The organism is Pseudomonas sp. W22_MBD1_FP4 (assembly GCF_052113765.1).
In the GTDB taxonomy this organism is placed as follows: Bacteria; Pseudomonadota; Gammaproteobacteria; order Pseudomonadales; family Pseudomonadaceae; genus Aquipseudomonas; species Aquipseudomonas sivasensis.
Window position 1 is genome coordinate 88,225 of the sequence record NZ_JBGQOI010000023.1, and the last position, 24,235, is coordinate 112,459.

Consider the following 24,235-nt stretch of genomic DNA (forward strand, 5'->3'; position numbering starts at 1 on the left):
TCCACCGTTATCGGGGGCAAGCCCCCTCCCACATTTTGCTCTTCATCAGGCTCAAGTACTGCGCAGGCGATTGCGCTGCAGCGTCTGGCTGGGCGACTCATCAAACAGCTTGCGATACTCCGCCGAAAACCGTCCCAAGTGAGTAAAGCCCCAGCCCAAGGCAATCTCGGAGATGGTACGAATTGAACCGTGCTCAAGGATTTCCTGGCGCACCGCGCCCAGTCGGTACTTCTTCAGGTAGGCCATCGGCGACAGGGCAAAGTACTTGCGGAAAGCGTCGAACAGCTTGAAGCGCGACACGCCTGCTGCGGCTTCGAGGTCTTCCAGGTGCAGCGCTTCGCGGGCGTTGTCGTGAATGTATTGGCGCGCGCGGATCAAGTAATGCGGCAGTTTCACGCCCAGTACGTCGCGCAGTTCTTCGGAGTAATTATTGGGCTGGGCCAGGATCAACCCCTTGATCAGCGAGCTTTCCAGATCCCGGGTAAACGCGGCCTGTTCATACAACTCGCTGCTGCGCTCCAGTTCGGCAATGAAGTAACGCGCCATGCGCCACCACGAGGCCGGGGCGCCATCCACCGCATCCATCACCGACTCAAAGCGCAGCGGTGCGTCGATGGGCCGTTGCAACAAACCTTCCAGTGACTCACTCATCGCTGCCCGCGTAATCACCACTTGCAGCTTGCGACAGTCCCCGGAAATCGCCAGCACCTGGTGCTCGTTGGGCGAGATGATCACGCCTTGGTCGCGGTTGGAACTCAGGCGCTCACCGTTCTTGCTCAACTCCTGCTCACCCACCAACGGAAGGCTGAGGCTGTAGCTGCTGAAGTGCTCGGCATCCTCGATATCGATGGTCACGTCGGTGCCGTATTCGATCACGCCCAAGGTGGTCGCGCGGGACTTAAACACATTGGCGCTGTGGTGAAAACGCAGGCGCTCCGGGGTCGTCGTCGCCAGGCGGTGCGGCCCGCAGATGCCGGACATCCAGCTGCGGGCGCCTTCGAGGTCGAAGCGTTGGATATGGATATCGCGTGTCTGGCTGCTCATCAGGGTGCACCCACGGCGGTTAGGCGTTTGCGCGCTCTGACGGCGCGTCGTTATCGTTGTTGGACAGCAAGTTCTGCGCCACGCCGGTGGTAGCGCCACTGGGTGGATAGCAAGGGCCGACTATGTGGATAAGTCACCGGTTTTCATGCCCCTCGCGCCCTATGACAGTAGCGCATGACGTTACCTCGCCGCACCGTATTGGGTACTCCGCGCCCAACTTTGCGGCCCATCTTCCCCCATTAAGCGGATAGCCCACGCCCTGCCCCGCTGCCTCTAATAAACCACCGATTAGCCCTATCAAAAAGGTGCCTCCCATGAGTGGTGCAAGAAGCGTCGAGCAGTGGAAAAGTTTTATCGAAAGCTGCCTGGATTTTCGTCCGGCAGACGAAGTGTTCCGTATCGCCCGGGACATGTTCACCGAGCCGCAACTGTTCGACCTGGAGATGGAACTGATCTTCGAAAAGAACTGGATCTACGCCTGCCACGAAAGCGAACTGGCCCATAACCATGACTTCGTGACCATGCGCGCCGGGCGCCAGCCGATGATTATCACCCGCGATGGCGAAGGCCAGCTCAATGCGCTGATCAACGCCTGCCAGCATCGCGGCACCACCCTCACCCGCGTCGGCAAGGGCAACCAGTCCACCTTTACCTGCCCGTTCCACGCCTGGTGTTACAAGAGCGATGGCCGGTTGGTGAAGGTCAAGGCGCCGGGGGAATACCCGGAAGGTTTCGACAAAGCCACCCGCGGCCTTAAAAAAGCGCGAATCGAAAGCTACAAAGGTTTTGTGTTTATCAGTCTGGACGTGAACGGCACGGACAGCCTGGAAGACTTCCTCGGCGATGCCAAAGTGTTCTTCGACATGATGGTCGCGCAATCCGCCACCGGTGAGCTGGAAGTGCTGCCGGGAAAATCCGCCTACACCTACGACGGCAACTGGAAGCTGCAGAACGAAAACGGTCTGGACGGTTATCACGTGAGCACCGTGCACTACAACTACGTGGCCACGGTGCAGCATCGCCAACAGGTGAATACCGAGAACGGCACCGGTTCCGGCACCACACTGGACTACAGCAAACTCGGTGCAGGCGACGCGAATACCGATGACGGTTGGTTCGCCTTCAACAACGGCCACAGCCTGTTGTTCAGCGACATGCCCAACCCGACCGTGCGTTCCGGCTACGCCACCATCATGCCGCGCCTGGTGGAAGAACACGGCCAGCAAAAAGCCGAATGGATGATGCACCGCCTGCGCAATCTGAACATCTATCCGAGCCTGTTCTTCCTCGATCAGATCAGCTCGCAACTGCGCATCATCCGCCCGGTTGCGTGGAACAAGACCGAGATCATCAGCCAATGCCTGGGGGTGAAAAACGAGTCCGACGCTGACCGCGAAAACCGCATTCGCCAATTCGAGGATTTCTTCAACGTATCGGGCATGGGCACGCCGGACGACCTGGTGGAATTTCGTGAAGCCCAGCGTGGTTTCCAAGGCCGCCTGGAGCGCTGGAGCGATATCTCCCGTGGCAGCCATCGCTGGGAGACCGGCCCGACACCGAACAGTGAAGCCATCGGCATCCAACCGGCCATGACCGGCACTGAATTCACCCACGAAGGGCTGTACGTCAACCAGCACCGCAACTGGCAGCAGTTCCTGCTCAACGGCCTTGATCGACAAGCGCTGACACTGCGGGAGGTGCAATGATGAATGCCCAACTGCAATACAGGATCGAGCAGTTTTTCTACCGAAAATCCGAACTCTGCGACGCCCAAGACTGGGACGCCTATGTGCAGCTGTTCGACCCGCAGAGCGAGTTCCATCTGCCGCAATGGGACTCGGAGCATGTGTACACCCGCGATCCCAAACGCGAGATGTCGTTGATCTACTACGCCAACCGCTCAGGCCTGGAAGACCGAGTCTTTCGCCTGCGCACCGGCAAGGCAGCCTCGGCCACGCCAATGCCGCGCACCTTGCACCTGATCAATAACGTGCGCATCGCAGAACAGGCGGATGGCTCGCTGGAAGTGAAGCTGAACTGGCACACGCTGTTCTATCGGCTGGCGACTTCGGAGCAGTTTTACGGACAGGCCACTTACCGCCTCAAACCTGAGGGAGACAGTTGGCTGATCACTCGCAAGCATGCGCTGCTGCTCAACGACACCATCAACTCGGTGCTGGATTTCTATCACCTCTAAAGCACCCTTGTTGTGGTGGTGAGCGGGCTTTTTGTGGTGAGCGGGCTTGCCCCGCGCTGGGGCGCGCAGCGGCCCATGGTGCAAGCACTGCGGTTTGACGGGAAAAATGCGGCGACTCTCATGTGGCTGCTTCGCAGCCCAGCGCGGGGCAAGACCGCTCACCCCAACAGGCCGTACATACGTCATAAATATGCAGAGAACAACACATGAATCACAAAGTGGCCTTCAGTTTTGCCGACGGCAAGACCCTGTTTTTCCCCGTGGGCGCCCATGAAATCCTATTGGATGCGGCCCTGCGCAATGGCATCAAGATCCCCCTGGATTGCCGCGAAGGTGTATGCGGCACCTGCCAGGGTCGTTGCGAATCGGGCGACTACACCCAGGACTACGTGGACGACGAAGCCCTCTCAAGCCTCGACCTGCAACACCGCAAGATGCTCAGTTGCCAGACGCGGGTGAAGTCCGACGCCACCTTCTACTTCGACTTTGATTCGAGCTTGTGCAATGCACCGAACCCGGTGCAGGTGCGCGGAACGGTCAGCAAGGTGCAATTGGTGTCGGCCAGTACGGCGATCCTCAACGTGCAGTTGGACGCGCCACTGGATTTTCTACCCGGCCAATATGCACGCCTCTCGGTGCCAGGCACGGACAGTTGGCGTTCCTACTCTTTCGCCAACCTGGCGGGCAATCAGGTGCAGTTTCTGATCCGCTTGCTGCCCGATGGGGTGATGAGCAACTACCTGCGTGAGCGCTGCCAAATCGGCGATGAACTGCTGATGGAGGCACCGCTGGGTGCGTTCTACCTTCGGCACGTCACCCAACCGCTGGTGCTGGTCGCCGGCGGCACCGGGTTGTCGGCGCTGCTGGGCATGCTCGATCAACTGGCCGCCACTGGCTGCGACCAGCCGGTGCATCTCTACTATGGCGTGCGCGGTGCCGAGGACTTATGCGAAGCAACACGCATCGCGGCCTACGCGGCGAAACTGCCGGGTTTTCGCTACACCGAAGTCCTCAGCGACCCCGCAGATGACTGGCCCGGAAAGCGCGGCTACCTCACCCAACATTTCGACTTGGCCGAATTGCGGGACGGATCGGCGGATATGTATGTCTGCGGGCCCCCTCCAATGGTCGAATCCATCCAACAATGGCTGGCGGATCAGGCACTTGATGGCGTTCAGCTGTATTACGAAAAGTTTACGCAGAGTAATATCTGACTCCTCAGCACTTCTGAGGGGCTGGTGCGGCGTGCAATCAACCCCAAGAAAAACAAGTAGAAGGGAACGTTAATGGCGGATGACATGGTTAACCCGGTGGGCCTCAAGCGTGGCCTGAAGAACCGGCATATTCAGCTGATCGCCTTGGGAGGGGCGATTGGCACGGGGTTGTTCCTCGGCTCGGCCGGGGTGCTCAAGTCGGCGGGCCCGTCGATGATCCTGGGCTACGCGATTGCGGGTTTCATTGCGTTCCTGATCATGCGCCAGCTCGGTGAAATGATCGTCGAAGAGCCGGTGGCCGGCTCGTTCAGCCACTTCGCCCACAAATACTGGGGCGGCTACGCGGGCTTCCTGGCCGGCTGGAACTACTGGGTGCTGTACGTACTGGTGGGCATGGCCGAACTGACGGCCGTGGGCAAGTACATCCAGTTCTGGTGGCCGGAGATCCCGACCTGGGTCAGCGCGCTGGTGTTCTTTGTCGCGGTGAACCTGATCAACACCCTGAACGTGAAGTTCTTCGGTGAAACCGAGTTCTGGTTCGCAATCATCAAGGTGGTGGCGATTGTCGGCATGATCGTGCTCGGCTGCTACCTGCTGTTCAGCGGCACCGGCGGCCCGCAAGCGTCCATCAGTAACCTGTGGAGCCACGGCGGGTTCTTCCCGAATGGCGGCATGGGGCTGTTGATGTCGATGGCGTTCATCATGTTTTCGTTCGGTGGCCTGGAGCTGGTGGGTATTACCGCCGCCGAAGCCACCGAACCGCGCAAAGTGATTCCCAAAGCGATCAACCAGGTGGTCTACCGGATCCTGATCTTCTACGTCGGTGCCCTGACCGTGCTGCTGTCGCTGTACCCATGGGACCAACTGCTGCAAACCCTCGGCGCGTCGGGCGACCCCTACAGCGGCAGCCCGTTTGTGCAGATCTTCTCGCTGATCGGTAACGACACCGCCGCGCACATCCTCAACTTCGTGGTGCTGACCGCGGCGCTGTCGGTGTACAACAGCGGCGTGTACTGCAACAGCCGTATGCTGTTCGGCCTGGCCGAGCAAGGCGATGCGCCAAAAGCGCTGATGAAGCTCAACAAGCAAGGCGTGCCGCTGCGTGCCCTGGCGATCTCGGCGTTGGTGACGATGCTGTGCGTGGTGGTCAACTACGTGGCGCCGCAGAGTGCGCTGGAGTTGCTGTTTGCGCTGGTGGTTGCGTCGCTGATGATCAACTGGGCGCTGATCAGCATCACCCACATCAAGTTCCGCAAGGCCATGGGCGAGCAAGGCGTGACGCCATCGTTCAAGACCTTCTGGTTCCCGTTCAGCAACTACCTGTGCCTGGCGTTCATGCTGATGATCATCAGCGTGATGCTGGCGATCCCGGGTATTCGCGAGTCGGTGTATGCGATGCCGATTTGGGTGGGGATTATCTATGTGGCTTACCGTTTGCGAGTGAGTAAGGCGAAAGCGGTAGCCGCCACGCAGTAATACCCATGTGGGAGGGGGCTTGCCCCCTCCCACATTTGATTGCATTGCAAATGAAAAGCCCCGGTAATCCGGGGCTTTTTGTTTACAGCGTGGAGCGCACTCGCCACAACTCGGGGAACAGCACGGTGTCGAGCATCTTGCGCAGATACCCCACGCCTTCGGTGCCGCCAGTACCGGGTTGGAAACCGATGATGCGCTCAACGGTGGTCACATGCCGGAAGCGCCACTGGCGGAACGAATCTTCCAGATCGATAAACTTCTCAGCCAACTGATACAAATCCCAATAACGGCTCGGATCGCGATACACCTCGCGCCACGCCGCCTCCACCGACTCATCGTGAACGGTCGCCGCCGTCGGGTCGCGCTCGGCGCGTTGGGGATCAATCGCAAGGCCCGCCTTGGTCATCAAGTTGATCGCTTCGTCATACAGCGACGGCGTGGCAATCGCCACTTTCAACTCGTTCAACAACTCCGGCCGATGGGCGTGAGGCCGCAACAGCGCCGCGCTTTTATTGCCGAGGATAAATTCGATCTCGCGGTACTGGAACGACTGGAACCCGGACGATTGCCCCAGGAACGGACGAATCGCTTTGTATTCCGAAGGCGTCATGGTCGCCAGCACGGCCCAGGCGTGCACCAGTTGGTCAAAGATCCGCGACACCCGCGCCAGCATCTTGAACGCTGGCGGCAACTCGCCCAGTCGCACATGCTCACGGGCGGCCTTGAGTTCGTGGAGCATCAGTTTCATCCACAGCTCAGAGGTCTGGTGCTGGATGATGAAGAGCATTTCGTTGTGGTCCGGCGACAGCGGGTGCTGGGCGCTGAGGACTTTGCCCAGGTCCAGGTAGTCGCCGTAGCTCATGGACTCGGAAAAATTCAGCTCGGCGTTATGCCATTCTTCCGGCGGTTGGTAGTCAGCAGAGAAGGGACATTGGCTCATCGCGTGGGCTCCTTGAGCGGACGGAGAATAGCGCGGACCGGGCTGGCGTCCAGGTTGGCAAAGCGCAGCGGCAGCGCGATCAGTTCGTAGTCGCCTTCCGCTACCTCGTCGAGCACGATGCCTTCGAGAATCGCCATCCCATGCCGGGCCACGGCGTTGTGGGAATCCATGGTCTTGGACTGTTGCGGATCCAGCGAGGGCGTGTCGATACCGATCAGGCGCACGCCCAGGCTGGCGAGCAGCTCAATGGTTTGCGGCGCGATGGCGGTGAAATTCGAATCCCATTCGGTCAGCGGCGCGTGTGGATAAGTACGCAGCAACACACGCTCCGGCAAGTTATCCACACGTCCTTCTAATTGATGCGGTTGCACCAGCGCGCCGCTGCCGAGGCAATGCAGCACCCGACACGGGCCCATGTACACGTCCAACGACACTTCACCGATGGGTGCACCGTCCGCGCTGTAGTGCAGCGGCGCATCCACGTGGGCGCCAGTGTGCGGTGACAAGGTAATGCGCCCTACATTCACCGGGCACTCCGGGCCGAACTGCCACACGCGCTCTTCCTGGAACGGCGTATCACCCGGCCAGGTCGGGGTCGCCGTACTCAAGGGCGGGCTGATATCCCACCACGTTTTTATTGGGTTCATTTAAAGGCTCTCGGCGGTTACTGGGGTGAATGATACGAGGGCCAGGGCTGAATTTTCTTGCGAATTCCTGCGCCAAGCGGGAAATCTTTCGCACTTACTGCGAGGAAATTACTTATTTACGCTCAGAAGTGTCGCCTGGCCACGGTGGAGCTGCCACCAAGGATTAATGTGGGAGGGGGCTTGCCCTCGATGGCGGTGGGTCAGTTGACACAAGTGCAGGCTGACCCGGCGCCATCGGGGGCAAGCCCCCTCCCACATTGACTGCACATAGCCTGAGGAGTCGCATTCACCTGCGCTTCTGGGCATCCCGATGTCGAGTTCAGACCACTGGCGCAACGCACAAGGCCTTAGGGTGCATCTTCCCATTACCTGCCTCGGAGCCATCATGTCCACGCCCATTACCGTACTGCGCGACACCCATCCCCTGCCGGTCCTGGATGCCTGCAAATGGGAAAAACTCGAAGGCGATCCGCACACCGTCAACCTCAACGCCTACACCAGCGAAGACGGCAGCAAGATCATGGGCACCTGGATCTGCACCCCGGGCAAGTGGTACGTGGATTATGTGAAGTGGGAGTACTGCCACTTCCAGGAAGGCTACTGCATCATCACCCCTGAAGGGATGGAGCCGATTCACCTGCGGGCTGGGGATATCTTTGTGGTAGAGCCGGGGATGAAGGGGACATGGGAAGTGGTCGAGACGGTGCGCAAGTATTTTGTATTCGCCTGAGTTTTTTGTGGTGCACCGGTTTACCGAGCTGAGCCACTTATTGAGGTGCTCCGATTTACCGAGCTGACCCACTTATTGTGGTGCTCCGGTTTACCGAGCTGACCCACTTATTGTGGTGCTCCGGTTTACTGAGCTGAGCCACTTATTGTGGTGCTCCGGTTTACCGAGCTGAGCCACTTATTGTGGTGCTCCGGTTTACTGAGCTGAGCCACTTATTGTGGTGAGCGGGCTTGCCCCGCGCTGGGCTGCGAAGCGGCCCTGACGACAAACGCCGCATTCTTTCTGAAAGAATGCGGCGTTTTCATTGGGGCCGCTTCGCAGCCCAGCGCGGGGCAAGCCCGCTCACTACAATTGCCGTCCCACCGGTGGGTTATTTGGGCTTGCGATAGCTGTTGATAATCGCCGAGAAGTCCTGCCCCCCTTCCCCACGCTGACTCATCGATTGGTACAACTGCTGAGCCACTGCACCCAAAATCACGGGTTGTTTCGCCTGGCGAGCCGCTTCGGTAGCCAGGCCCAAATCCTTGAGCATCAGGTCGGCACCAAACCCGCCTGTGTAACCTCGGGATGACGGCGCCGTTTCGATCACGCCCGGCCATGGGTTGTAGGTGTCCGAACTCCAGCAGCGCCCGGTGGAGCTGTTGATGATCCCGGCCAGCACTTGGGTGTCGATGCCCAGTGCATCACCCAATGCCATAGCCTCGCTGACGCCAACCATGCTGATGCCCAGCAGCAGGTTGTTGCAGATCTTGGCGATTTGCCCCGTGCCCACGTCACCGCAATGCACGATGTTGCGGCCCATCTGCGCCAGCACCGGTTGCAGGGTGGCGAACAGTTCCGGGGTGGCGCCGACCATGAAGGTCAACGTCCCTGCGCCAGCGCCGCCGGTGCCGCCAGAGACTGGAGCATCAGCTATCACCACGCCTTGCTTGGCCGCAGCAGCGGCAACATCGCGGATGGTTTGCGGGTCGATGGTGCTGCAATCCACGGCGGGCACGCCTTTGCCGATGCCGGCCAGCACGCCGTCTTCATTCAGCCAGACGCTACGTACATGGGCAGCGGCGGGCAGCATGGTAATCACCAGCTCGGCGCCTTGTGCAGCTTCACGCGGTGAGCCTGTGACGGTGGCGCCCAGTTCTGCGAACTCCTTGAACACGCCTGGATTAACGTCGAATACATTCAGCTTATTCCCAGCCAAAAGCAGGTTACGGGCCATTGGCGCGCCCATATTGCCCAAGCCGATAAATGCAATCTTCATGGTCGTCTCCCGAATCAGCGCAGGTTGATGGTGGTGTTGACGCCATCGTTGACCGTGTCGTCATCGAACCAGCGGCTGGTGACGGTTTTGGTCTGGGTGTAGAACTGCACCACTTGCTTACCGTACGGGCCGAGGTCGCCGAGCTTGGAGCCACGGGAACCGGTGAAGCTGAAGAACGGCACCGGCACCGGAATCGGGATGTTGATGCCGACTTGGCCTACATCGATTTCACTCTGGAACTTACGCGCCGCCGCACCGCTTTGGGTGAACAGCCCGGTGCCGTTGCCAAACGGGTTGGCGTTGACCAGCGCGATGGCTTCATCGAGGGTGTCGACTTCCAACACCACCAGCACCGGGCCGAAAATTTCCTGGGTGTAGATCTGCATGTCGGTAGTCACGCCCGAGAACAGGGTCGGACCGACGAAGTTGCCTTGCTCGAAGCCCGGCACCTGAATGTCGCGGCCATCCAGCTCCAGCTTGGCGCCTTCTTTCACGCCGCTTTCGATCAACTCCAGGATACGGGCCTTGGCGCGCTTGGAAATCACCGGGCCGACATCCGTGCCCGCTTCACTACCGGCGTTGACCTTGAGCTTTTGCGCCAGCGCCTTGAGATCCGGCAGCCACTGTTTGGACGCCCCCACCAGCACGACCACCGAGGTGGCCATGCAACGCTGGCCCGCCGCGCCGAAACCGGCACCGACCAGAGCATTGAGGGTGTGTTCGCGGTTGGCATCCGGCAGCACCACGGCGTGGTTCTTGGCGCCCATCATCGATTGCACGCGCTTGCCGTGCTTGCCCGCCAGGTCGTAGACGTGGGTACCGACGGCCGTCGAACCGACGAAGGACACGGCCTTGATGTCTTTATGGGTGCACAGCGCATCCACCACAGCCTTTCCGCCGTGCACCACGTTCAGCACGCCAGGCGGCACACCAGCTTCCAGCGCCAGCTCCACCAGCAGTAGGGTCGACAGCGGGTCTTGTTCGGACGGCTTGAGGACGAAGGTATTACCGCAGGCGATGGCCATCGGGAACATCCACAGCGGAATCATTGCCGGGAAGTTGAACGGGGTAATGCCGGCACACACGCCGATGGGCTGACGCAGGGTGTAAGTGTCGACACCACCCGCGACGTTCTCGGCGAACTCGCCCATTTGCAGGGTGCCGATGGAACAGGCGTGCTCCACCACTTCCAGGCCACGGAAAATGTCGCCCTCGGCATCGGCAATGGTCTTACCCTGCTCGGCGCTGAGGACTACGGCGATGCGTTTGGAATGCTCGCGGATCAAGGCTTGTAGCTTGAGCATGATGCGCATGCGCGCGCCGATCGGCGTCAGCTTCCAGGTCTGGAAGGCGCGATGGGCTGCGTCGATGGCGGCGTTGACTTCATCGGCCGTGGCGAACGGGACTTTGGCCAGCACTTGCTGGGTAGCCGGGTTGACGATGTCTTGCCACTCGGTGGTCTTGGACTCGACCCACTCGCCGTTGATCAGCAACTTGACCTGTTGCACGGAAATATCGGCAGATGCGTTCATGTGGTCTCCAAATCTTATATTTATGCTAGAGAACCAAGGCGTTGAATCGCCTTGAAGAATGAGGCGTTCGGACTGTTTTTGGAGTATAGATGTGCAAATCTCTAATAAGAACGCACATAAAAGCCGGTCCAATATGCAAAAAAACATCACATCACTGGGCTCCCTGAACTGGGACGACCTGAAGTTTTTCCTCGAAGTGGCCCGCACGCGCAAGGCCAGCGTCGCCGCCAAACGCCTGGCGGTGGACTACACCACCGTGTCGCGGCGCATCAGTTCACTGGAAGTGTCCCTCGGCACGTTGCTGTTCGAAAAATCCCGGACCAACGGCTTCGTCCTGACACCCGAAGGTCAGCGTCTGCTGGGTTACGCCGAGTCCATCGAAAGCACCCTGCACATGGCCTGCGAGCAAGTCTCGGGCTCCGGCGTTGCGCTGTCCGGCCATGTGCGCATGGGCTGCACCGAAGGCTTTGGCAGCTTTTTCGTGACCCCGCAGTTGAGCCACTTTGTCGACACGTATCCCGCGATCTCGGTAGACATCCTGCCCCTGCCCCACTTCATCAGCCTGTCCAAACGCGAAGCCGACATCGTCATCGCCCTGGAACGCCCGGAACACGGGCCCTACGTGTGCTGCAAACTGTGCGACTACAAGCTGCAGCTGTATGCGACCCAGGAATACCTCGACCAACATCCGCCCATCCGCAAACCCGCGGATTTGGCCGAGCATCCGTTTATCAGCTACGTGGACGACCTGGCGTTCAGCTCCGAGCTGCTTTACTTGGCCAACGTAGTGCCCGGCGCCAGCGCCAGCCTGCGCAGCACCAGCGTGATTGCGCAGTACGTGGCCGCGCAGCAGGGCCGGTCGATGGCGATCTTGCCGTGCTTTCTGGCAGCGCAAGATCCACGGTTGTTGCCCGTGCTGGGGGAGCAGATTGCGATTACGCGGCAGTTCTGGATGTATTGCCGGGAAGATTTGAGGAAGCTGAAGCGGATTACGTTGTTGTGGGATTACATCAGGGAAGTGACGGAGCAGAACCAGGGGTTGTTGATGGGGGAGACGCGGGAGATCACGTTCGCGGATTAAAGGGCCAGCGCCGACGATTTTTTAAGAAGCGGTTTGCTTACTTTTGCGCTTTTCAAAAGTGAGCCGCCGTAAGGGCGGAACCCTGAGTCGCCGTTACCGCAGCAACGGGTATGTACTCGGCCAGCATCCTGGGTCGGCTATCAGGCCGCTATCAAGACATGGGTATCTACTCATTTATCACGCGGGGAGTTTCCTGTTAGAACTCAGCGGCTGGTTTTGGGGCCGCTTCGCAGCCCAGCGCGGGGCAAGCCCGCTCACCACAGAGTTAGGTGTCAGCCTTTGGGAGTTAGGTAGAGGCCTATGCCCCGATCGCAGTGGATCAGTCAAAAATGCATCAACTGATACTCCCTCATCGGGGGTAAGCCCTCTCACACATTTGATTGCATCGCAAAGTGCTGTCGCGCTGAGTCCAGTCAGTCGGCGATGACTACAATCGACACCCGTCGATTCTCGGTGCGCCCCGCCGCTGTCGCGTTAGACGCGACGGGCTCAGCGCTGCCCAGCCCGCGCAGTTGGATGTTTTCTTCTTTCATGCCCACGCCTTGCAGCACCGTCGCCACGCTTTTCGCGCGGCGCAGGGACAGTTGCTGGTTGTAGGTTTCCTTGCCCGAGGTGTCGGTGTGGCCGTCAACGCGCACGCGTTCGATGCCCACGCCCAGCAAGGCCTTACCGATTCGCTGCACGATATCGGTGCTGGGTTGGTTGAGGGTTTCTACGTCGCTGCCAAACAGGACTTTGCCCGACAGGCCGAATGCCCAGCCTTCGTCGGTGAGTTCGAAACCCTGTTGTTTGAGGACTGCGACCTGCGCCGGGCTCAGGCCTTTGGGTGGAGCTGTCTGGCACCCGCCGAGGGCGAGAAAGGCCACGAGCAACGAGATAAGTAAAACGCGCGCGCTAGAAAACAAGGGATCAACTCCTGTGTTGAACATTGGCGGTAGAGTGCTCCGACTCTGCCGTTTGCTGGCCGCCCTGGGAAAACCGTTTGGCCTGGTACATCGCCGCATCGGCGGCATTGAGCAAGGTGCCGGGGGTGACACCGTGTTCGGGGTAGATGGCGATACCAATACTGAGGGAAGTAAACACCTGGGTGTCGCCAGGCACGGCAATCGGTGTGTCCATGCTGGCGATGATCTTGTCGGCGATGCGCTGGGCGTCTTCGACCTTGTGCAGCGGCGCCAGCAGGATGGCGAACTCATCGCCGCCCAGGCGTGCTACTAGGTCGTCTTCTCGCAGTTGCGCACGCACGCGCTCGGCGACGGCCACGAGCACGGCATCCCCTGCCGCATGTCCAAAGCTGTCATTGATCTCTTTGAAGCGGTCGCTGTCGAGGTAAAGCACCGCCAATTGTTCCTTGGCCTTGGCAGCGCTGCGCAGGGCACGGATCAACCGGCCTTCGAAGAACGCACGGTTGGGCAAGCCGGTAAGGCTGTCATGGTTGGCCTTGTGTGCGAGGGTTTCGTTTTCGCTTTGCAGGTGGCTTTGCCAGGCCTCCATCTCGCCAAGCAAAGCATTGAAGTCGCTGCCCAGGCTATCGAGTTCGGCGATGCGCGCCGGCGGCACGCGACGGTCGAAGTCGCGTTCGCTGCGCGCGGCGTGGGCCACGGCGGCGAGGCTTTGCAGCGGCCCGGTGATGCCCTTCAGCAAACGGCGCGCGAGGTGCAGGGCAACCCAAGCGCTGAGAGCGGTACAGATCAGGATCCCCGCCAGACCACTGAGTAGAAAGCGCAGCAGGCTGCCACCGTGGCCGGTCAGGTGGATGCTGCCGATGGTCCGCCCCTGGTGCAGGATCGGCTGATTGATGGGCTGTTCAAGCAGGGTATGCGCCAGTGCCAGTTCAACCCGCGAGAGCATGCCGGTTTCCGGGCGTTCCCAATGCGCCAACAGCCTGCCGCTGGCGTCGAACACATCGGCCTGGGCCACTTCTTCAGTTGAAGCAATCAGGCTAAGGGCTTCGGTGGCCGCAGCGCGGTCGTTGAACACCACCGCCGCTTCGACGGTGTAATTGATGGAACGCGCGATCAGGTGCAGGTTGTGTTCGGCGTAGACCCGCAGCGCCAAGACGCCGAGCAGAGTCAGGGACACGCTGGCCAGGGTCACCGCTACCAGCGCCAGGATCATATGCCCGCGGCCGATAACGGAGCGCAGAGTGGGTCGCACAGTCACGGCTGTCATGAGGCCGGCGCCCGACGACGGGACAGTTGCAGCACGCTGGGGTGAATACGCACGCCGCTGCGCGCCACCGAGTCGAGGTTGACCTCAAACGACACCTGCTCATCGCCCACGCGCAGGCAGAACAGGCTGCCCACGGTGCACTGGTCACCGCCTTCGCTGATGCTGAGCACCGGATGGCCGATCAACGAGTCAAACAGGCGGCTGCGTTCGTCAGTGCTGAGTTTGCCGATGTACACGGCATCGCAGGCGTTGACGACATCGGGGTGGTCGACCAGCAGGCGTCGCACCACGACCGGACGACCGGTGGCCTGGGTGGTGCCCTTGATCAGATCGTCGGTGTATTGAGTCGGGCCGAGGATGCACAGGCGCAGTTGCTCAGGCTCCACGGGCCAGCGGGCATAACTGAGAATACCAAGTACCACTTGGGTGACCGCCTGGGCGCGCTGATCAGCCGGGCCCGGGGCTTCGGCAAATACGCGAGGTGCCAGCAGGCATAGAACCGCCATCAGCAGTAGGCGTCTCCAGCTCAAACTACGCTCAGTGGGCGAGACGGCCACGTTCATGCAGCGATACTCTCAGGTGTTATCGGGGTGATGCCGCAACGATAGCACAGCGTCAGATATTTCTGACTCCGGACCCAACTCCAGCATCAGCCCACTCAAGCGTTTGACCTTGCGCCGCACGGCCTCCTCAAACACACCGCCACGGGGCTCGATCAGGCTGAACCAGCGTTTGGCGCGGGTGATGCCGGTGTAGATCAGTTCCTTGGTCAGCACCGGGTTCAAGGCGTCCGGCAGGATCAGCGCGGTGTGGGTGAATTCCGAGCCTTGGGATTTGTGCACGGTCATGGCGTATACGGTTTCCACATCATTCAGACGGCTGGGCAATACAAATCGCACGCCGCCTTGGCCGTCGTTACGTGGGAAAGCGACGCGCAGCACCTGAGGGCCGCCGTCACTTTCGGGCAGCTTCAGGGCGATACCGATGTCGCCGTTCATCAAGCCCAGGCCGTAATCGTTGCGTGTCATCAGCACCGGGCGACCTTCGTACCATTGCTCGTCACCCTCGATCAGCCGCACTTTGCGCAAGGCTGCAGTGATGCGCACGTTCAGCCCTTCCACACCCCAAGGGCCCTTGCGCACGGCGCAGAGCAGTTGGAACGCATCGAAGGCTTGCAGCAGTTGTTGCGCCCACTGGGTCCAGGCGAGATCGTCGCGCGGGGTTTCGAGGGCCGGACGCGCGCTGTGCAGCAAGTTGAGGTAATAGCGATAACCCTGGGCGCCATCGCCCTGCCCATCCAGCACCAGCCGTTCCAGGGCGTGGTCATGCTCACCTTTAAGGCCGACGCAGAACAGGTCGTTATGGCTACGCGCGGCCAATAACTTGCGGGCCTCTTCGGCGTTTTGCTGGTTGACCCAGCGCGCCAATTGGCCGATGCCGCTGCCTTCGCCGAAACGTCGCGAGTAACGCAGCATCACCACTTGCTGGGCCAGAGGATGGCTGCCGTCGAGGTCCTCCAGCAGGCCGCTGGCGTCGAGGTCTTCACCGCTGACGGCTTGCAGCCATTGACGAGTCTGAGGGCTGTACCAGCCGGCTTCGGCGTCGCGGCACAAATCACCCAGTACGGCGCCAGCCTCTACCGAGGCGAGTTGGTCCTTGTCGCCTAGTAACACCAAGCGGGCATGGGGCGGTAACGCGTCCAGCAGATTGGCCATCATTTCCAGGTCGATCATCGAGGCTTCGTCCACCACCAGCACATCCAGGGGCAACGGGTTACCAAGGTGATGGCGAAAGTGCCGAGTGCCCGGACGGCTGCCCAGCAAACGATGAACCGTGGTGACCTGGGTCGGAATCTTTTCCTTCACGCTTTGCGGCACTGTCAGCGACAGCACTTGCTGGCTGATGGATTCGGTCAAGCGCGCGGCGGCTTTACCGGTAGGCGCGGCCAAGCGGATACGCAACGGGCTGCCGGTTTCTACCGCTGGCGCTTGCAAGAGTGCGAGCAGGCGCACCACGGTGGTGGTCTTGCCGGTGCCGGGGCCACCGGTGACGATGCTGAAGGCACCGCGGGTGGCCAATGCGCAGGCGAGTTTTTGCCAGTCGATCACGCCGTCGGGCGGCGGCTGGTCAAACAAGCCATTCAAGCGCTGGGGCAAATCCGCGGCGACGCTTTCCTGGGTGGCGAGACGCAAGCGCAATGCGGTGTCGATGCGCCTTTCGTAGGTCCAGTAGCGGCGCAGGTACAGGCGTGTGCCCGACAGTACCAAGGGACGACTGTGTGCCGATTCGCTGCCGTCCACCGCCAGGGCGACCAACGGGCTGGCGGCCAATGCGTGACACCAGTGGGCGCCGTCGAGGCCGTCGAGCAACTGAGACGGCAGCAGCATGGCGCCGGTTTGCAGGTCGCCTTCGGGCGGCAAGGACAATGCAAAGTCTGGCGCTTTGAGGGTTTCGAACAGATCCAGGCACACATGGCCGTGGCCCAGTTGATGGCTGGTCAGCGCCGCGGCCAGTAACACCAAAGGGTCGGCGTGTGGGTCGAGTTCGTGCAGGAAACCGACGAAGGCTTTGTCCAATGCGCGCAGCCAACCGCGGTCAACCCAACGCTCCAGCAACTGCACCAGGTCGGCAGCGCGGCTCAGAGGTTCCAGTGCCTCAAGCGGTGATGGCAACAGGCTCATAACAACACTCCTTGTTCCCAGGCGGGCTCAACCTTGGGCGGGATGGGCTTGCCCTGGAACAGCAGGTCCAGGCCTTCGATCAGCTCACGCGGCGGCCGGGTGAAAAACGCTCCTCGGCTGACGGCTTGGGTGCCCCGCAAGAACACATACAGCGCGCCACCGACGTGGCGGTCGTAGTCGTAGTCCGGCAGACGCGCCTTGAGCTGGCGATGCAGCGCCAGCAGGTAAAGGACGTATTGCAGGTCATATCGATGCTCAAGGATCGACTGCTCCATGGCCGCTTGGGTGTAGGCCAAGTCGTCAGGGCCGAGCCAGTTGGATTTGTAGTCAGCCACGTAGTAGCGGCCATCGTGTTCGAAGGTCAGGTCGATAAAACCTTTGAACATGCCGTTGAGCAGCACCGGCTCGGCAGCGACACGGGAGACACCGTTATGGGTGTACTGGCAGACCAGCTTGTCGAGGGCAAGCACGTCGACTTTGTGGCTGGCGAACCAGAACTCCATTTCGATCTGATACTGCTGCAGGCTGCTCAAGGTGACGTGGTCGTTATCCACAGGCAACGGCGTGTGCAGTAAGTGGCCCAGCCAATCGCTGAGGGTGATGATCCAGCCTTCCCAGTTGCGGCGATTGCAGCGCGCACCTACAGCGTTCTCGATGGCTTGCGACGTCGCGTTGAAACCTTCTTCGCCGGCCCACTCCAGCAGGCCGTGAAGGAAGGTGCCTGGGTTAGGACCGCGTGGGAAACGGTGAATATCGCCGCCGGAAGCCGCCACTTCACGCGGTGCGTCGGGGTCGAGGCGTTCGTCATCAAACAGCTTTTGCGCTTGTGGGCTTTCTGGCGCTTCGAGGTTGGCGACGCTCATGCTTTCACCCATTCGCAAGGCGCTGTAGGACGCGATCCACCAGTTTTCGGCAGCTTTGCGCTTAGGCAGCAACGGTGCGAGCAAAGTCGCTTGGTTGCGCGGCGGGTGAAACATGATCTCTTGGGCATCGGGCACGTGGGCATAGTGGATGGCCGGGCAGCCTTCCTGCAGATCCAGCAGCCAGCGCGCCAGTCCCGCAGACTCGCCCAACGAAGCTCCAGCGCCGAGCAAGTAGCCCAGCGCCGACAGGTGCAATACCGAGCTGCTGCTGTTGCCGCGCTTGAGGTCGGCAACGCCAAGCCAGCAGGCATGTTTGGCGCGGGTCAGGGCCACGTAGAGCAAACGCAGGTCTTCGGCCAGGCGCTCGTCATCGGCCTGGGCGATTAACTCAGGCGTAGGACGCAGGCTGACTTGGGACTTGCCGTGTTCATCGTGGTAATGCAGCGGCAGGCGACTGCCGTCGACCGGCTTGGCCGAACAGATGAAGGGCAGGAAGACCAGGTCGTACTCCAGGCCCTTGGACTTGTGGATGGTAACGACCTTGACCAGTTGCTCATCGCTTTCCAGGCGCAGGATTTGCTCTTCCCCGGCTTGACCTGACAACGCGAGGTGTTCGGCCAGGTGGCGGATCAACGCCTGTTCACCGTCAAGTTCCGACGCGGCTTGTTGCAACAACTCGCTGAGGTGCAATAGGTTGGTCAGCACACGTTCGCCGTCGCTGCGGGCAATCAGGGTTTGCGGCAGTTTGAAGTCGTGCAGCAGACGACGCAGCATCGGCAGCACGCCTTGGGTGCGCCAGATCACGCGGTAGCCACGGAACTGCATCACGCGGCGTTCCCACGCCAGTTCGTCCTGGTTCAGACGCTCCAGTTCAGGCAGTGATAGGTTCAAGGTGACGCAAGCCAGGGCAGCCCGTAGCGGCCGCTCGACGTCCGGCTCGGCACAGGCCTTGAGCCAGGCCAGCAAGTCGTGAGCTTCCTGGGCGGCGAACACCGAATCCTTGTCGGACAGGTATACGCTGCGCACACCACGAGCGGCCAACTCGGCGCGCACCGCTTGGGCTTCCTTGCCGTCGCGCACGAGGATGGCGATGTCTGACGGCAGTACGCCTTTGAAGCTGTCATCCGGCCTTAAAAAACCGGCCGTGCCTTGCTGGCCGCCGTTGAGCAACTCAACAATCTGCGTAGCACAGGCGGCGGCCAGTTGTTGGCGGTACACCGCGTTGGACACCGGCTGGTCGGTGGGCAGGTGCCAAAGGTGCATGGCCGGTAGCGTTTGGCCGTCGACCTGCAGTTTTTCCTTGCGGCCTTGGGATAACACCGGCTGGAACGGCACCGGGTTATCGCCATTCGGCTCGCGGAACAGGAACGCGCCCCGGCCCGTTTCTGCGCGCTGGAACACATGGTTCACCGCCTCGACCATCGCATGGCTGGAACGGAAGTTGGTACCCAAGGTGTGGTGGCGGCCGGTGGTGGATTGGCGGGCGCGCAGGTAGGTGTAGATGTCGGCGCCACGGAACGCGTAGATCGCTTGCTTGGGGTCGCCGATCAGGAACAGGCCACTGTCGAGGTGGTTCTCTTCGATGCGGTAAATGCTGTCGAAGATGCTGTACTGCACCGGGTCGGTGTCTTGGAACTCGTCGATCAGAGCCACCGGGAATTGCTCGCGGATCACGCTGGCCAAGCGTTCGCCACCCTCTGCCTGCAGAGCGGCATTCAGGCGGATCAGCATGTCGTCGAAGCCCATTTCTGCGCGACGGCGTTTTTCTTCTTCGAAGCGTTTACCCACCCAACCGGCAGCGTGTTGCAACACGGCGGCGTCAGGGGTTGGTAAGGCGTCGAGAGCGGCTTTGAGGCCGGCCATGGCGTCGATGCCGGGGTGCTGCGGCGGGTCGCCCTTCCATGCTTCGGCCATGCCGTCGGGGGTGAGGCGGGTGAAGCCGGTGCCGATGTCCAGTTGTTCCAAGGTTTCATCAGCGGCCCAGGCGCTGATTTTTTCGAACCAGGGCTCGAAGTAACGCGCTTGCATCTTGCGCCCGTCAACGGCTTTCGCGGCCACGGCTTGCAGGCAGATGTCACGCAGCTCTGCGGCCCATTGCTGCCAGGGCGCCTTGAGTTCTATCAGGGCTTCTCGGCGCTCCCGCAAGCAGGCATTGATCAGCTCCGCGGGTTCGCGGGTTTCATCGGTGGGCCTATCGCTGCCGAACAGCGCGCGCACCCGAGGCATCAATGCGGCAGGACCGCCCCAGTTGTTGCGCACCCAGTTGAGCGCGTCGTCACGCATTGGGTAGCAAAACAGCCGCCAGTAGTCGCGCAGCACTTCGCCGAGCAGGTCGCTGTGGTCGGTTTCAAGGGTTTGGGTGAACAAGCTACCGCTGTCAAACGCGTGCTCGCGCAGCATGCGCTGGCACCAGCTGTGAATCGTGGAAACCGCTGCTTCATCCATCCATTGCGCGGCGATGTCCAGGCGGTTGGCGCAGGCGGGCCATTGCTCCGGGAGGTATTGCGCGCGCAGGTCAGCGATCAGCGCGTCGGGTTGTTCGATCTCATCGCGGAAGAAACGAGCGGCTTCGGCCAGACGAATGCGGATACGCTCGCGCAGTTCTTTGGTGGCGGCATCGGTAAAGGTGACGACGAGGATTTGCGGTGGCAGCAACTCGCGACCGAACCCGGCTTCATCACCACCATGACCCAGTACCAGACGCAGATACAAGGCAGAAATAGTGAAGGTCTTGCCGGTACCGGCGCTGGCTTCGATCAGTTGGCTGCCGCTCAGCGGGAAGGCCAGGGCCAAGGGTTTGCTGCTCATGCGCCGGCCTCTTCGCCTGTAAGTGATCGCCATGGGGCATTGATCAGCGGTCGATATAAGGTTTCGCACCAGCCTTCGAATTCTTCGCTGGCAATCAAGGCTGCGTAATCGGGGAACTGCCGGGTAAGCGCCGGAGTTTCGCGGCGTTCGCCGTCGGTGGTCAGGCCGTCACCTTCATAGGCTTTGCTCGCTGCCGCCTGCGCTTTGGCCGGGTCGGTTTGGCTAAGCCAGGCGAAGGCCGTTTTGACGGCTACCGGCAGCGGTTTTCTCATTCCACTGTGCCAGGCCAGCAGCAGGTTGCTGAGGATTTCTTGGGCGACGGGCTTATCCAGCGGGGCCAGTAGCAACGTATCGTCACTGGCCACCAGACCCGTGCTCAACGGTAGGCCACAGGCGCACGCCACCACATGGTTGACCCAAGGGCGGATCAGTCGATGCCACTTGCGTGCCTTGATCGATCCAATGCTATTGGGGATGGTGGTGACGCTAAGCAATCCGCCATCACTGCGTCGGTGCAGGCCGCTGATCCAGCCTTCCAATGCAATGCCTTGATGCTCAAAACTGATCGGTTCGGCACCGATGTGTGGAGTGGGCCAGAGCGCCAGTAATTGTTGGTAGCGTTGCAGCAAACCCGGCAGGGGCTCGATCAATTCGTTGCGCAGGCACTCGCCAAAACCGACCATGGGCAGTAAGCCACTTCCTTGCAAACGCAGGGCCTGGGCATTGAGGGCTTGGTCCAGGTGATCGGGTTGGGACAGCGCCGCATTCAACAGGCTATCGCTCAGGCTGTAACGTTGCAGCGCATCGAGAACGAAGGGTTCCTCATCGGCCAGCGGCACTTCGGCGGCCTCGAAGAACACTTTCAGACGCTGACTGAAGAAGTGTTTGACCGGGTTGCGTAGGAAATCTTGCAACTGGCCGAGGCTCAGGGGTTCTTCCTGATGGTGTTGTGCCAGATCATCTTGCTCAGGTGCGGCTACCTGCGCTTCGTGCAGCAACTGCCATTCGCGGGCGTAGCTGAACAGCGGATCGCCTTCGTGGAAGTAGCGGGCGCTGAAGGGTTGGAGTGGGTGTTCCTGAGTCATCGCGTCCAGCAGTGGCTTTTCTGCTTCTGCGTTATGCCAGCCGCTGGCGATATGGTCGCGCAGTTGGCCGATCAAAACAGAGGCAGGACGCTCGCTGTTATCGCGGATGCTTCGGCCGACCCAACTGATGTAAAGCTGGTCTCGGGCCGATAGCAGTGCTTCAAGTAGTAGGTAACGGTCGTCTTCGCGGCGCGAACGGTCGCCTGGGCGATAGTCGCTGCCCATCAGGTCGAAATCCAAGGGTGGTTGGGCTCGCGGGTAGTCGCCGTCGTTCATACCAAGCAGGCAAACCAGCTTGAACGGAATCGCGCGCATAGGCATCAAGGTGCAAAAATTGACAGCCCCGGCAAGGAATCGCTGGGATAGACGACCTTGGTCCAGGCCGGCGAGCCATGCTTCACGGACTACGGTGAGCGGTAACTCATCCTGTAGGCCTACTGACTCGCAGGTTACCAGCCAGGTTTCCCTTAGTTGCTCAAGCTGACCCAGCAGGTAATCGTCGTGCTCACTGCTGGGCAGGAAAAACAGTTGTATCAGGCGTTGCAAACGTTCGCCCCACTCGTGGGGAGCCGCGGGTTGGGACAGCGCCTGATGGGCATCGCCGAGTGCGTCGAGTAAAGCCACCAGCGGGCCGATTAATGCCGCATCGAGTCCGCCAATTTCGTCGTAAGGTTCAATGCCGTTACAGGCAGCACCGGTGCCGACGGCGTAACCCAGCAGCATACGGCGAAGGCCGAAACTCCAGCTGTTTTGTTCCAGCTCACTTGGCAGACCGAGGCCGGCCCGTTGTTCCGCGTTGAGCCCCCAACGGATACCGGCACCTTCAATCCAGCGGTGCAATGTGGGCAGGTCGCGCTCCTTGATGGCAAAGCGTTCACGCAAGGCCGGGACGTCCAGCAGATCAAGAATTTCGCTGACGGGAAAGCGACTGTCGGGGAGTTTGAGCAGGTGTTCGACGGCGATCAGCAGAGGGTCGCGGCCACGTTGACCTTGGTCGGTCAGGGTAAAGGGGATGAAGCGTGAATCACTTCTTTCCAACTGGCCGAAGACCGCACGAATATGCGGTGCGTAGCTGTCGACGTCGGGGACCATGACAATGATGTCCCTTGGACGAAGCGTGGGGTCGGCGCTGAAGCGTTGGAGCAGTTGATCGTGAAGGATTTCCACTTCGCGCTGGGCGCTGTGGGCAATGTGGAAGCGAACTGAGGTGTCACGCTCCAGATCGACTGCGGGCCATAGGTCGCGGGTTTCGTTGAGTGGGCGCAGTTCGAGGATATCGTCCTGGAGCTGGTTGAGCAGTGTCGTGGGTTCGCTGTCACTGAACAGGTCGATGCGGCCATCACGAAAGGCAGCGCGGTAGCTGTTCGGGTCGTCGTAACTGTCCAGCAGACTGATGTAGTCGCGGCCTTGTTTACCCCAGGCGGCCAGCAGCGGATGGGCGTGCTGGTGCAAGGTTTGTGGGTCGATGGTGACCGGCATACCGGCTTTGCGTGATTGACGCTTGTATTCGTTACGCAGTAGATCTTTGTCGGCGACGATGTCGGACCAGTGGTGGCGACAAGGATTGTGCACGCACAGCAAGACTTGGCTGAAACGGGCAAGGCCAGCCAACGCCTCGAGCGCTTGGGCAGGCAAGGAAGAAATCCCGAAAACAATCACCCGAGAAGGCAAGCCCTTCGGCGCCTCCTCAAGAGCATTGATACGTTCGATAAAGCGTTGGTGGACGCCGGCGCGACTTTCGGCCACCCCCTCTTCCCCGACGTCCAACAGCAGTGCGCGCCATAACTCGGCTTGCCAGCAATTGGCGGGGTTAAGGGGCTTGGATTCCCCTCGACCGTTGCGCAATTGGTGGCGGCCGGCGGCCCAGTCTTCCAGCCAGTCGGCACGATAGACCTGGTATTGGTCGAACAAGTCAGCCAGGCGTTCCGCGAGCTGGTAGCGTTTACGCAAGTCTGCGTCGTTCGTCAGAAAGCGCTGCAATGGCTCGAAGTGCGGCTGATCAATGAGCTCAGGAAGCAAGCGCATCAGGCGCCAAGTGAGTGGGGCTTTATCGAGCAGGGACGTGGGGGGGATTTCGTCACGACCCAAGACCATGCGATAGAGCTGCCACATGAAGCTGCCGGGGAGCTGAACATCGATCGCGGCAGCGATTCCGCAGCCGCCCATGTCGCCGTCTTCTGGGTCTTCCGCCAGGGCCAGTTTGAGCCACTGGGCAATGCCGTTGCTCTGTACCAGGGCAATTTCGTTTTCCAGGGGAGCCAGTGGGTAACGGCGCATCCAGCTCACCACTAGGCTGCGTAGTTCGTCCAGGCGATTGCCATGAACCACCATGAATCCAGCGCTGGGGGACGTCGCATCCGGCATAAGGCTTCCTTGGGAAAAGCAAAATCGAGGCATGGACTTTAGCACTGAAGATTGCTCGGATGAGCGTCTTCGCACTTTCCGCCCGCCCAAAACAAAACCCCATCTGCTTTCGCAAATGGGGTTTCGGAATTTAATCTTGACGA

17 protein-coding genes are annotated in these 24,235 nt (G+C 60.6%); 6 read left to right on the forward strand and 11 right to left on the reverse strand.

The genetic code is table 11. From position 1 onward, the window contains the following. Positions 1–51: 51 nt before the first annotated feature. Positions 52–1,044: an AraC family transcriptional regulator gene (locus ACEN2T_RS24710; protein WP_032885652.1), complete on the reverse strand. Its 993-nt coding sequence runs from the start codon at positions 1,042–1,044 to the stop codon at positions 52–54. A gap of 314 nt (positions 1,045–1,358) precedes the next feature. Between ACEN2T_RS24710 and antA the strand changes: the two genes are divergently transcribed. The 4 genes from antA (at position 1,359) to ACEN2T_RS24730 (ending at position 5,931) form a co-directional block, all read left to right on the forward strand. Further along, complete coding sequence (antA, locus tag ACEN2T_RS24715; RefSeq protein ID WP_032885574.1) at positions 1,359–2,750, forward strand: anthranilate 1,2-dioxygenase large subunit; 1,392 nt, start codon at positions 1,359–1,361, stop codon at positions 2,748–2,750. Further along, on the forward strand, positions 2,750–3,241 hold the full coding sequence (gene antB / locus ACEN2T_RS24720) for an anthranilate 1,2-dioxygenase small subunit (protein WP_032885573.1): 492 nt from the start codon (positions 2,750–2,752) through the stop codon (positions 3,239–3,241). Before antA ends, antB begins: the two co-directional genes overlap by 1 nt. A gap of 206 nt (positions 3,242–3,447) precedes the next feature. Then, positions 3,448–4,455: an anthranilate 1,2-dioxygenase electron transfer component AntC gene (gene antC / locus ACEN2T_RS24725; protein ID WP_442117720.1), complete on the forward strand. Its 1,008-nt coding sequence runs from the start codon at positions 3,448–3,450 to the stop codon at positions 4,453–4,455. A gap of 72 nt (positions 4,456–4,527) precedes the next feature. After that, the gene (locus ACEN2T_RS24730; RefSeq protein ID WP_099602219.1) at positions 4,528–5,931 is read left to right on the forward strand and encodes an amino acid permease; all 1,404 of its coding nucleotides are present in this window, start codon (positions 4,528–4,530) and stop codon (positions 5,929–5,931) included. An 82-nt stretch (positions 5,932–6,013) separates the two neighbouring features. Here the strand turns inward: ACEN2T_RS24730 and kynA are convergent, their stop codons facing one another. Next, positions 6,014–6,871 carry a tryptophan 2,3-dioxygenase gene (gene kynA, locus ACEN2T_RS24735; protein WP_032885570.1) on the reverse strand — a complete coding sequence of 286 codons (858 nt, stop codon included), beginning with the start codon at positions 6,869–6,871 and terminating at the stop codon, positions 6,014–6,016. After that, positions 6,868–7,518 carry an arylformamidase gene (kynB, locus tag ACEN2T_RS24740; protein ID WP_442117721.1) on the reverse strand — a complete coding sequence of 217 codons (651 nt, stop codon included), beginning with the start codon at positions 7,516–7,518 and terminating at the stop codon, positions 6,868–6,870. The genes kynA and kynB overlap by 4 nt, the downstream gene beginning before the upstream one ends. A 385-nt stretch (positions 7,519–7,903) precedes the next feature. Here kynB and ACEN2T_RS24745 point away from each other — a divergent pair, with 385 nt between their 5' ends. Then, positions 7,904–8,248, forward strand: a complete 345-nt coding sequence (locus tag ACEN2T_RS24745) for a cupin domain-containing protein (protein ID WP_032885568.1) — start codon at positions 7,904–7,906, stop codon at positions 8,246–8,248. 370 nt (positions 8,249–8,618) lie between these two features. Here the strand turns inward: ACEN2T_RS24745 and mmsB are convergent, their stop codons facing one another. Then, positions 8,619–9,506 (reverse strand): 3-hydroxyisobutyrate dehydrogenase, encoded by an 888-nt coding sequence (mmsB, locus tag ACEN2T_RS24750; protein WP_122681293.1) that lies wholly within the window; start codon positions 9,504–9,506, stop codon positions 8,619–8,621. Positions 9,507–9,520: 14 nt separating this feature from the next. Beyond that, on the reverse strand, positions 9,521–11,038 hold the full coding sequence (locus ACEN2T_RS24755) for a CoA-acylating methylmalonate-semialdehyde dehydrogenase (protein ID WP_032885566.1): 1,518 nt from the start codon (positions 11,036–11,038) through the stop codon (positions 9,521–9,523). A 133-nt stretch (positions 11,039–11,171) separates the two neighbouring features. Here ACEN2T_RS24755 and ACEN2T_RS24760 point away from each other — a divergent pair, with 133 nt between their 5' ends. After that, positions 11,172–12,119 carry a LysR family transcriptional regulator gene (locus ACEN2T_RS24760; RefSeq protein WP_095186354.1) on the forward strand — a complete coding sequence of 316 codons (948 nt, stop codon included), beginning with the start codon at positions 11,172–11,174 and terminating at the stop codon, positions 12,117–12,119. A 413-nt stretch (positions 12,120–12,532) separates the two neighbouring features. Here ACEN2T_RS24760 and ACEN2T_RS24765 read toward each other — a convergent pair whose 3' ends face one another. Genes ACEN2T_RS24765 through recC form a run of 6 tightly spaced genes read right to left on the reverse strand, consistent with a single transcriptional unit; the run spans position 12,533 to position 24,092 of the window. After that, positions 12,533–13,024, reverse strand: coding sequence for an OmpA family protein (locus tag ACEN2T_RS24765; protein ID WP_032885564.1), 492 nt, complete (start codon positions 13,022–13,024; stop codon positions 12,533–12,535). A gap of 4 nt (positions 13,025–13,028) precedes the next feature. Next, entirely contained in the window at positions 13,029–14,291 is a 1,263-nt protein-coding gene (locus tag ACEN2T_RS24770; protein ID WP_032885563.1) for a diguanylate cyclase domain-containing protein, read from the reverse strand. Continuing rightward, the gene (locus tag ACEN2T_RS24775; protein ID WP_032885562.1) at positions 14,288–14,854 is read right to left on the reverse strand and encodes a YfiR family protein; all 567 of its coding nucleotides are present in this window, start codon (positions 14,852–14,854) and stop codon (positions 14,288–14,290) included. Before ACEN2T_RS24775 ends, ACEN2T_RS24770 begins: the two co-directional genes overlap by 4 nt. A gap of 12 nt (positions 14,855–14,866) precedes the next feature. Then, positions 14,867–16,972, reverse strand: a complete 2,106-nt coding sequence (gene recD, locus ACEN2T_RS24780; RefSeq protein ID WP_099602223.1) for an exodeoxyribonuclease V subunit alpha — start codon at positions 16,970–16,972, stop codon at positions 14,867–14,869. After that, complete coding sequence (gene recB / locus ACEN2T_RS24785; protein WP_442117722.1) at positions 16,969–20,643, reverse strand: exodeoxyribonuclease V subunit beta; 3,675 nt, start codon at positions 20,641–20,643, stop codon at positions 16,969–16,971. Before recB ends, recD begins: the two co-directional genes overlap by 4 nt. After that, positions 20,640–24,092: an exodeoxyribonuclease V subunit gamma gene (gene recC, locus ACEN2T_RS24790; RefSeq protein WP_442117723.1), complete on the reverse strand. Its 3,453-nt coding sequence runs from the start codon at positions 24,090–24,092 to the stop codon at positions 20,640–20,642. The genes recB and recC overlap by 4 nt, the downstream gene beginning before the upstream one ends. Positions 24,093–24,235 lie beyond the last annotated feature (143 nt).